This is a genomic window from Kineococcus glutinatus, from assembly GCF_039542765.1.
In the GTDB taxonomy this organism is placed as follows: domain Bacteria; phylum Actinomycetota; class Actinomycetes; order Actinomycetales; family Kineococcaceae; genus Kineococcus_A; species Kineococcus_A glutinatus.
Genome location: NZ_BAABIL010000510.1, coordinates 1 through 8,080, shown reverse-complemented (window position 1 = coordinate 8,080; position 8,080 = coordinate 1). Strand labels below are relative to the sequence as shown.

The window sequence follows — 8,080 nt, the reverse complement described above, 5'->3', positions numbered from 1 at the left end:
GGGCCGCGGCGGGCACGGCCGCCGGGCGGCGGCACGGACGGAACGGCGGCATGGAGCGGACGGACACCGCGCGCCCCACCGGCACCCGCGGCGCGGGTGCCGGGCCGGGCGCCGAGACGTGGGTCGTCGTCCCCCTCTACCAGGAGGCGACGGTCATCGGCGACGTCGTGCGCGGGTTGCGGGCCGTGTTCCCGCGCGTCGTGTGCGTCGACGACGGCAGCACCGACGGCTCCGCCGCGGCCGCGCGCGCCGCCGGCGCCGTCGTGGTCCGCCACTGCGTCAACCTCGGCCAGGGCGCCGCCCTGCAGACCGGCTTCGACTACGTGCTGCGCTCGCCCGCGACCCGCCACGTCGTGACGTTCGACGCCGACGGGCAGCACCGCGTCGCCGACGCCGCGGCGATGGTGGAGCGGCTGCGCCGCGGCGAGGCCGACGTCGTCTTCGGCTCCCGCTTCCTGGACTCCCGCACGCGCCTGGACCCGATGCGGCGCGCCGTGCTGCGCGGTGCCGTGCTCTACACCAACGCCACCTCGGGCGTGCGGCTGACCGACGCCCACAACGGCCTGCGGGCGCTGTCGCGGCCGGCGGTGGAGTCCCTGCGGATCACCCACCCCCGGATGGCGCACGCCTCGGAGATCGTCAGCCAGGTGGGCCGCTCGGGGCTGAGGTGGGTGGAGCACCCGGTGGAGATCCTCTACACCGACTACTCCCGCAAGAAGGGGCAGTCGCTGCTGAACAGCGTCAACATCCTCGTCGAGACGCTGCTGGGCTGAGGAGGACCCGTGCTGCTCATCCAGGTGGTGCTCATCGCGGCGCTCGTCGTCATCACCGGCGTGCTCGTGCACAGCACCGCCGACGCCCGCCACCAGGCGGTGCGCCGGCTGCTGCTGGTCGCCCTCGTGCTGCTCGCCGTGACGAGCATCCTCGTCCCCGGCGCCGTGACGCGGGTGGCGGCGTGGCTGGGGGTGGGCCGGGGCACCGACCTCGTGCTGTACGGCACGGTGGTCGCGCTGCTGGGGTTCATGGCCTCCTCCTACCGCCGCACCCGCGCCCTGGAGGCGCGGCTGGCCCAGCTCACCCGGCAGCTGGCCCTCGACGAGGCCGCCTCCCCCGTCGCCGGGGACGACGGCGAGGGCCCCGGGACCTGACGCCCACCGCGGTGGGCGCCGGGTCCGGGCACGGGGCGGTGCTCAGCCCAGGGCGGCGGAGATCGCGGCGTCCTGGTCGGTGGACACCGCCGCGGGGCCGCCGAACACGAGGGCGGTCGTGACGCCCCCGACGCTCGCGGCGTCGTCGCCCAGCGCCACCAGCGCGTCGCGGGTCTCGGTCGGCAGGGACGTCCGCCGCGTGATGAGCAGCGGTCCGGCCGCGTACCCCATGAGGGCCGCCCCGGCGAGGGCGTCGGGCCAGTCCTCGCCGGTGGCCACGCCCACGGCGCGCCCGGGGGTCTCGAAGAAGTCGCCGCTGGAGAGGGTGGCGGTGGCGACCTTCGCGGACGTCTCGTAGCGGTTGGCGCCGGCCAGCGCCACCAGCCGGCCGGGGGCCAGGCCCTCGGTGGCGCGCACGGCGTCCCCGCCGACGGCCACGACGTAGCCGGTCCGCGCGAAGTCGCGGGTGTCCAGGTAGTCGCGGGTGGCGGCGGGCAGGGTGGGGCCGGCGCTGAGCAGGACCACGCCGAAGGTGTTGTCGGTCCGCTCGTCCTCCATCCCCATCAGCGCACCGGCCGCGAGCCCGTCGGGGAAGGCGAGGCCGGTGACGACCGCGGCGTTCGCGGCGCCGGGCATCAGCCGGGCCACCGCGACGGCCGTCTCGTAGCGGTTGCCCCCCTGGACGCGCTCGACGGCGACGCCCAGGTCGCGCACCGCCCGCTCCACGTCGGCGGACAGCGCGCCGGTGCCGCCGAGCAGGTAGACGGTGCCGCCGGGCCGCAGCACCCGCCGGATCTCCGCACCCACGGCGGGCGAGAGCCCGGCGCGCGGGGTGAGCAGCAGGGGCCCACCGCGGTCCGAGGCCAGCGGCGCGGCGGCCAGCGCGTCGGCGAAGTCGTCGGAGCGGGCCAGGACGACCGCCCCGGCCTCCCCGTCGTCGAACGCGGCGGAGGCGTTGATCGCCGTGGCGATGCGGTCGCCGCCGTAGACGCGGTTCACCGCCGGGGCGGCCTTGGTGCCCACCCCGGGAGCGGCTCCGGCCGGGGTGGCGGCGGTGACCACCGCGAGGAGGCAGGTGCTCGCGGTGAGAGCGCTGAGGACGGGGGTTCGGGGGCGCGAGCGCATGGGGACCTCTCTGGTGCGTCGGTTCCCGCCGCCCGGGCAGCGGGGGGTGCCACGGGCCAGTCTCACCGATCCGTGCGCGCAGCACCCGCGCGCACCGGCCCGGGCGCCCCGCGTGACGGCGCTGGGCCGTCCCGGTGACGTCGCGCGGGGTTCCCGGCGGCGGGCGTGATCCAGGTCACGATGGTGACGGTGTGCACACCCCGCCAGTAGGGTGCGCCGCATGCGCATGACGGTGATCGGTTGCGGGTACCTGGGAGCGGTCCACGCCGCCTGCATGGCGGAGCTGGGCCACGACGTCGTCGGGGTCGACGTGGACCCGGAGAAGATCGCCGCGCTGCAGGCGGCGCGCGCACCGTTCTACGAGCCCGGGCTGCCGGAGCTGCTGGAGCGCACGATGGCCTCGGGCCGGTTGCGCTTCACCACCGACATCGCCGAGGCCGCCGGCTCGCGGGTGCACTTCATCTGCGTCGGCACCCCGCAGAAGAAGGGCGAGTTCGCCGCCGACCTGCGCTTCGTGGACGCGGCGGTCAACTCCCTGCTGCCCCACGTGGGCCCCGGGGAGCTGGTGGTGGGCAAGTCCACCGTCCCGGTCGGCACCGCCTCCCGGCTGGCCGCCGCCCTGCAGGCCGCCCAGCCCGAGGCGCACCTGGTGTGGAACCCGGAGTTCCTGCGCGAGGGCTTCGCCGTGCAGGACACCCTGGCCCCCGACCGCCTCGTCTACGGCCTGCCCGGCGGCACGGCCCAGCAGGCCGCCAAGGCCGTCATGGACGAGGTCTACGCCACCCCGCTCAGCCGCGACACCCCCCTGGTGGTCACCGACTACCAGACCGCCGAGCTGGTCAAGGTCGCCGCCAACTCCTTCCTCGCCACCAAGATCTCCTTCATCAACGCGATGGCGGAGCTGTGCGAGACGGTCAACGCCGACATCACCTCCCTGGCCGACGCCATCGGCCACGACGACCGCATCGGGCGCAAGTTCCTCAACGCCGGCCTCGGCTTCGGCGGCGGCTGCCTGCCCAAGGACATCCGCGCCTTCATGGCCCGCGCCGGGGAGCTGGGCGCCGACCAGACCCTGACCTTCCTGCGCGAGGTCGACTCCATCAACATGCGCCGGCGGATCCGCATGGTCGACCTGGCCCGGGAGGTCTGCGAGGGCTCCCTCATCGGCCGGCGGGTGGCGGTGCTGGGCGCGGCCTTCAAGCCCGACTCCGACGACATCCGCGACTCCCCCGCCCTCAACGTCGCCGCCCAGATCCGCCTGCAGGGCGGTGACGTGGTCCTCACCGACCCCGCCGCCCTGGACAACGCCCGCAAGGCGCTGCCGGACATCGCCTACGCCGAGACCGTCGAGGAGGCCGTGGCCGGCGCCCACGTCGTGCTGCTGCTGACGGAGTGGAAGCAGTACCGCGAGCTGGCCCCCGAGGCGCTGGCCCCCCTGGTCGCCGAGAAGCGCATCCTCGACGGGCGCAACGCCCTGGACCCCACCCGCTGGCGCACCGCCGGCTGGACCTACCGCGCCCTGGGCCGCCCCCGCACCTGAGGCAGCACCCGAGACGACACCCGAGACGACGACACCGGGCACAGCCCGGTCCCCGGACCCGGTCACCGCACAGGTGGCCGGGTCCGGCCGTCCACCGGGGGCTCGTCCGGGTCGGGCGAGCGGTGCGCGGGATCTCCGCACGACCTCCGCGACGCGTGCGCGCCACGCCTCCGCCAGCGGGCCACACCGCGCGGACGCACCCGTACTGTGGGACGATGCCTGCGGATCCGCCCTATCGCGACGACCAGCCGACGAGGCGCATCCCGCGCACGCCGCCAGGCCGGCCGACCGCACCGCGGCGGGCGGAGGTCCCACCGGCGGCCACCCAGCGCCTGCCGCGCTACGACACCGGCCACGACACCCGGTACGGCACCTCCTCGCACGCCACCCCGCGCGACACCCGGTACGCCGCCCCCGGCGCGCCGCGTCCCACCCCCCGGCCACCGGCCACCCCGCCGCGTCCCGCCGCCCGCCCCGCCACCGCACGCCGGCGCAGGCGCCGCTGGCCCGTCGTGCTGCTCCTCGTCGCCCTCCTCGTCGTGGGCTACCCGCTGCTGCTGGGGGCCACCGCCTGGACGAACGTCCAGCAGGTCGAGGCGCTGCCCGCGGAGGGCTCCCCCGCCGACACCCCGGGCACCACGTTCCTCGTCATCGGCAGCGACTCCCGCGAGGGCCTCGACGCCGAGCAGCGCGCGGAGCTGTCCACCGGTGACGACGTCGGCCAGCGCACCGACACGATCATGCTGCTGCACGTGCCCGCCTCGGGTGCGCCCGCGCTGATCAGCATCCCCCGCGACAGCTACGTCCCCGTCCCCGGGCACGACTCGAACAAGATCAACGCGGCGTTCGCCTTCGGCGGCCCGACGCTGCTGGTGCAGACGGTGGAGCAGGCCACCGGCCTGCACGTCGACCACTACGTCGAGACCGGCTTCGGGGGCTTCGCGGGCGTCGTGGACGCCGTCGGCGGCGTGGAGATGTGCGTGCCCGCTCCCGTGCAGGACGAGCGCGCCGGCCTCGACATCGCGGCGGGCTGCCAGACGATGGACGGGGCGACGGCGCTCGGCTTCGCGCGGTACCGCTACTCCGACCCCCTCGGCGACCTGGGCCGGGTGCAGCGCCAGCGCGAGCTGATCGCGGCCATCGCGAAGGCCGCCGCGACCCCGTCGACGCTGCTCAACCCGGCGCGGGCGGTGCCGCTGGCCTCCGCGGGCGGCTCGGCGCTGGTGCTCGACGAGGGCGCCTCGCCGCTGGCCCTGCTCACCTTCGCCCGCGGGCTGCAGGGTGCGGCCGGCACCGACGGCATCTCGATGACGGTGCCCGTGTCCGACCCGGACCTGCGCACGTCGTCGGGCATCGCGGTGGAGTGGGACGAGGAGCGGGCGGCGCAGCTGTTCAGCGCCCTGCGCGCCGACGACACCGAGGCGCTGCGCGCCCTCGCGGGCTGAGGCGGGCGCCGGCGCACCCCGCCAGCGCCCTTCTCCGGGTTCGGGCGCTCCCGGGCCGCCTCGGGAGCGCCCGAACCCGGAGAAGGGCGCGCTGAGGGGGTCCGAGGGAGCGGCTCAGCCCCCGAGGCCGACGCCGCCGCCGCGCACCCGCGCGCGCAGCCGCTCGCCCTTGGCGCGGGCGCCGTCGCGCAGCTCGCCCTGGAACGCGGTCATCCGCTCGCGCAGCCGCAGCGACTCCTCGTCGCCGCCCGCGGCCAGGATGCGCACCGCCAGCAGCCCGGCGTTGCGCGCCCCGGCCACCGACACCGCCGCCACCGGCACCCCGGCGGGCATCTGCACGATCGACAGCAGCGAGTCCATGCCGTCGAGGTGGCGCAGCGGCACCGGCACGCCGATGACGGGCAGCGGCGTGACGCTGGCCAGCATCCCCGGCAGGTGCGCGGCGCCACCGGCGCCGGCGATGACGACGCGCAGGCCCCGCTCGGCGGCCGAGGCGCCCCACGCGACCATCTCGTGCGGCATCCGGTGCGCGGAGACGACGTCCACCTCGTGCGGCACGCCGAACTCGGCCAGCGCCTTCGCGGCCTCCTCCATGACGGGCCAGTCGGAGTCGGACCCCATGACGACGCCCACCTGCGGCTGCTGCTGGCTCACTCGTCGATCTCCCCCGCGATGAAGGCGGCCGCGTGCCGCGCTCGGTCCAGGACGGCGACGAGGTCGTCGCCGTAGGCGGTGACGTGCCCGAGCTTGCGCCCGGGGCGGTACTCCTTGCCGTACAGGTGCACCTTGACGCCCGGGTCGTGGGCCATCACGTGCAGGTGGGAGCGGAACAGGTCCGCGTGCCGGGGCTCGGGGTCGGGCCGGCCCAGCACGTTGACCATCACCGTCCACGGCGCGCGCGGGCGGGGGTCCCCCAGCGGCAGGTCCAGCACCGCCCGCAGGTGCTGCTCGAACTGGCCGGTGACGGCCCCGTCGATGCTCCAGTGCCCCGAGTTGTGCGGGCGCATGGCCAGCTCGTTGACGAGGACCTCGCTGCGCCCGCCCCGCTCCACCTCGAACACCTCCACGGCCAGCACCCCCGTGACGCCGAGGCCCTCGGCGATGCGCAGGGCCGTGGCGGTGGCGTGCGCGGCCAGGTCGGCGTCGAGGTCGGGGGCGGGGGCGACGACCTCGCGGCACACGCCGCCGGCCTGCACCGTCTGCACCACCGGCCACGCCGCGGCCTGCCCGGAGGGGCTGCGCGCCACGAGCACGGCCAGCTCGCGGGTGAAGGGCACGTGCTCCTCGGCCAGCAGCTCGCCGCGCTCCCACCAGCCGGCGGCGGTGGCGCGCCAGCCGCCGTCGGGGCCGTCGACGACGAGGACGCCCTTGCCGTCGTAGCCGCCGCGCGGGGTCTTGAGCACGACGGGCCAGCCCACCTCCTCGGCGAAGGCGGTCAGCTCCGCCTCGCCGGCCACCCGCCGCCAGCGCGGGCAGGGCACGCCGAGCGCGGTGAGCCGCTCGCGCATCACCGTCTTGTCCTGGGCGTGCACGAGGGCGTCGGGGCCGGGCCGCACGGACGCGCCGGCGGCCTGCAGCTCCCGCAGGTGGGGGGTGGGCACGTGCTCGTGGTCGAAGGTGACGACGTCGCAGCCGGCGGCGAAGGCGCGCAGGGCGTCGAGGTCGTCGGCCGCGCCCACCGGTGCGGGGGTGATGACCTGCGCGGCGCTGGAGCCGGGCGCCTCGGTGAGGACCTGCAGCCGGACGCCGAGGGCGACGGCGGCGGGCTGCATCATCCGGGCCAGCTGCCCGCCGCCGACGACGCCGACGACGGGGAACCCGCCGGGCCGGGGGAAGGGGGCCGGGTCGGTGGTGGTGCTCGTCACGGGGCGGCAGCCTATCCAGGGCGGCGGCCGGCCCCGGCGTGTCTGGAGGTGCCGGAGTGCGCGCGGCGCGAGAGCCTTGCCCCGGCCGGGTGCACCCGGTGGAGCCGAGGGCCGGTGACGGACCGGTCGGGGGGAGACCCATGTTCACGCTCATCGCCTGCGTCGCGCTGGTCGTCGCCGGCATCGTGGGAGCCATGCACATGGAGACGCGCCTGGGTGCGCCCACCGAGGCGGAGCCGCCCCGGGAGCGCTGAGGCGCGGCTCCCGGCCCGCTCCCAGGGCCGTGGGGCAGACTGCGGGGACGGCCGGTCCAGGGCACCCCGCCCGTCGGCGCACCCGACCCCAGGAGCACCTCACCGTGGCCCACGCGCACGACGCACCGCCCGCACGGACCGGCCTGCTGGCGCGGCTGCGGGGGACCTACGAGCTCGTCGTGCGGGAGATGGCCAAGTTCGGCGTCGTGGGCGCCCTGGCGTTCGTCGTGGACACCGGCATCTACAACCTGCTCTGCTTCGCCGGCCCCGACCGGGAGGGCGTGCTCAACCACAAGCCGCTGACCGCCAAGGTGATCTCGGTGGCGCTGGCCACGCTGTTCTCCTGGCTCGGCAACCGGTACTGGACGTTCCGCCACCGCCACCAGCCGGGCAAGCTGCGCGAGCTGCTGCTGTTCGGCGTGATGAACGCGGGCGGGCTGCTCATCGCGCTGGGCTGCCTGGGGTTCACGGTGTACGTGCTGGGGCTGCGCTCACCCCTGGCGCAGAACGTCTCGGCCAACGTCGTGGGCCTCGTGCTGGGCACGGCGTTCCGCTACTACGCCTACCGCACCTTCGGGCTCGTGCCGCCCGCCGCCCTCGCGGTGGCCGGTCCCGCGGCGCCGCAGGTGCCCGCCGCCGCGGACGGACCGCTGGCGGGCTCGCTGCCGGGCTCGCCGCCGGGGTCGCCGCCGGGGTCAGCGGG

At 76.5% G+C, this 8,080-nt stretch carries 8 protein-coding genes; 5 read left to right on the top strand and 3 right to left on the bottom strand.

All coding sequences use genetic code 11. The features are described from left to right. Positions 1-50: 50 nt before the first annotated feature. Both ABEB16_RS17250 and ABEB16_RS17245 read left to right on the top strand, forming a co-directional pair. Positions 51-773: a glycosyltransferase family 2 protein gene (locus ABEB16_RS17250; protein WP_345713455.1), complete on the top strand. Its 723-nt coding sequence runs from the start codon at positions 51-53 to the stop codon at positions 771-773. Positions 774-782: 9 nt separating this feature from the next. Next, on the top strand, positions 783-1,148 hold the full coding sequence (locus ABEB16_RS17245) for a DUF2304 domain-containing protein (RefSeq protein ID WP_345713454.1): 366 nt from the start codon (positions 783-785) through the stop codon (positions 1,146-1,148). 42 nt (positions 1,149-1,190) lie between these two features. Here ABEB16_RS17245 and ABEB16_RS17240 read toward each other — a convergent pair whose 3' ends face one another. Further along, a complete protein-coding gene (locus tag ABEB16_RS17240) occupies positions 1,191-2,273 on the bottom strand; it encodes a cell wall-binding repeat-containing protein (protein ID WP_345713453.1) in 1,083 nt (360 codons plus the stop codon). A 220-nt stretch (positions 2,274-2,493) separates the two neighbouring features. Between ABEB16_RS17240 and ABEB16_RS17235 the strand changes: the two genes are divergently transcribed. Then, a complete protein-coding gene (locus tag ABEB16_RS17235; protein WP_345713452.1) occupies positions 2,494-3,813 on the top strand; it encodes a UDP-glucose dehydrogenase family protein in 1,320 nt (439 codons plus the stop codon). Between the two features lie 215 nt (positions 3,814-4,028). Beyond that, entirely contained in the window at positions 4,029-5,258 is a 1,230-nt protein-coding gene (locus tag ABEB16_RS17230) for an LCP family protein (protein WP_345713451.1), read from the top strand. Between the two features lie 114 nt (positions 5,259-5,372). On the opposite strand, the gene purE is transcribed toward ABEB16_RS17230, so the two are convergent. Together purE and ABEB16_RS17220 are read right to left on the bottom strand one after the other, a co-directional pair. After that, positions 5,373-5,912, bottom strand: coding sequence for a 5-(carboxyamino)imidazole ribonucleotide mutase (gene purE, locus ABEB16_RS17225; RefSeq protein WP_345713450.1), 540 nt, complete (start codon positions 5,910-5,912; stop codon positions 5,373-5,375). Then, the gene (locus tag ABEB16_RS17220; protein ID WP_345713449.1) at positions 5,909-7,123 is read right to left on the bottom strand and encodes a 5-(carboxyamino)imidazole ribonucleotide synthase; all 1,215 of its coding nucleotides are present in this window, start codon (positions 7,121-7,123) and stop codon (positions 5,909-5,911) included. The genes purE and ABEB16_RS17220 overlap by 4 nt, the downstream gene beginning before the upstream one ends. 358 nt (positions 7,124-7,481) lie before the next feature. On the opposite strand from ABEB16_RS17220, the gene ABEB16_RS17215 reads away from it, so the two are divergent. Further along, positions 7,482-8,080 (top strand): GtrA family protein (locus tag ABEB16_RS17215; RefSeq protein ID WP_345713448.1); only part of this gene is annotated, 599 nt, incomplete at its 3' end.

Excerpts from the sequence above, each read along its gene's own strand:
- ABEB16_RS17250 (WP_345713455.1), top strand. The coding sequence starts at position 51 with ATGGAGCGGACGGACACCGCGCGCCCCACCGGCACCCGCGGCGCGGGT.
- ABEB16_RS17230 (WP_345713451.1), top strand. The coding sequence starts at position 4,029 with ATGCCTGCGGATCCGCCCTATCGCGACGACCAGCCGACGAGGCGCATC.
- ABEB16_RS17235 (WP_345713452.1), top strand. The coding sequence starts at position 2,494 with ATGCGCATGACGGTGATCGGTTGCGGGTACCTGGGAGCGGTCCACGCC.
- ABEB16_RS17240 (WP_345713453.1), bottom strand. The coding sequence starts at position 2,273 with ATGCGCTCGCGCCCCCGAACCCCCGTCCTCAGCGCTCTCACCGCGAGC.